This is a genomic window from Vibrio sp. 970, assembly GCF_033339075.1.
On the sequence record NZ_JAWOTW010000060.1, the window covers coordinates 1 to 1587 of the forward strand.

The 1587-nt window shown below is 53.2% G+C and carries 1 rRNA gene; it reads right to left on the minus strand.

Annotated features, from left to right (window positions below):
• Window positions 1-1553, minus strand: a 16S ribosomal RNA gene (locus R7Q11_RS24670).
• Between the last annotated feature and the right edge of the window lie 34 nt (window positions 1554-1587).

Sequence of the window (1587 nt, forward strand, 5' to 3'; positions counted from 1 at the left end):
TAAGGAGGTGATCCAGCGCCAGGTTCCCCTAGCGCTACCTTGTTACGACTTCACCCCAGTCATGAACCACAAAGTGGTAAGCGTCCCCCCGAAGGTTAAACTACCTACTTCTTTTGCAGCCCACTCCCATGGTGTGACGGGCGGTGTGTACAAGGCCCGGGAACGTATTCACCGTGGCATTCTGATCCACGATTACTAGCGATTCCGACTTCATGGAGTCGAGTTGCAGACTCCAATCCGGACTACGACGCACTTTTTGGGATTCGCTCACTTTCGCAAGTTGGCCGCCCTCTGTATGCGCCATTGTAGCACGTGTGTAGCCCTACTCGTAAGGGCCATGATGACTTGACGTCGTCCCCACCTTCCTCCGGTTTATCACCGGCAGTCTCCCTGGAGTTCCCGACATTACTCGCTGGCAAACAAGGATAAGGGTTGCGCTCGTTGCGGGACTTAACCCAACATTTCACAACACGAGCTGACGACAGCCATGCAGCACCTGTCTCAGAGTTCCCGAAGGCACCAATCCATCTCTGGAAAGTTCTCTGGATGTCAAGAGTAGGTAAGGTTCTTCGCGTTGCATCGAATTAAACCACATGCTCCACCGCTTGTGCGGGCCCCCGTCAATTCATTTGAGTTTTAATCTTGCGACCGTACTCCCCAGGCGGTCTACTTAACGCGTTAGCTCCGAAAGCCACGGCTCAAGGCCACAACCTCCAAGTAGACATCGTTTACGGCGTGGACTACCAGGGTATCTAATCCTGTTTGCTCCCCACGCTTTCGCATCTGAGTGTCAGTATCTGTCCAGGGGGCCGCCTTCGCCACCGGTATTCCTTCAGATCTCTACGCATTTCACCGCTACACCTGAAATTCTACCCCCCTCTACAGTACTCTAGTCTGCCAGTTTCAAATGCAATTCCGAGGTTGAGCCCCGGGCTTTCACATCTGACTTAACAAACCACCTGCATGCGCTTTACGCCCAGTAATTCCGATTAACGCTCGCACCCTCCGTATTACCGCGGCTGCTGGCACGGAGTTAGCCGGTGCTTCTTCTGTCGCTAACGTCAAATAATGCAGCTATTAACTACACTACCTTCCTCACGACTGAAAGTGCTTTACAACCCGAAGGCCTTCTTCACACACGCGGCATGGCTGCATCAGGCTTGCGCCCATTGTGCAATATTCCCCACTGCTGCCTCCCGTAGGAGTCTGGACCGTGTCTCAGTTCCAGTGTGGCTGATCATCCTCTCAGACCAGCTAGGGATCGTCGCCTTGGTGAGCCCTTACCTCACCAACTAGCTAATCCCACCTAGGCATATCCTGACGCGAGAGGCCCGAAGGTCCCCCTCTTTGGCCCGTAGGCATCATGCGGTATTAGCCATCGTTTCCAATGGTTATCCCCCACATCAGGGCAATTTCCTAGGCATTACTCACCCGTCCGCCGCTCGACGCCGTTATCGTTCCCCGAAGGTTCAGATAACTCGTTTCCGCTCGACTTGCATGTGTTAGGCCTGCCGCCAGCGTTCAATCTGAGCCATGATCAAACTCTTCAATTTAAGATTTTGTTCGGCTCAATGAATACTGAACATT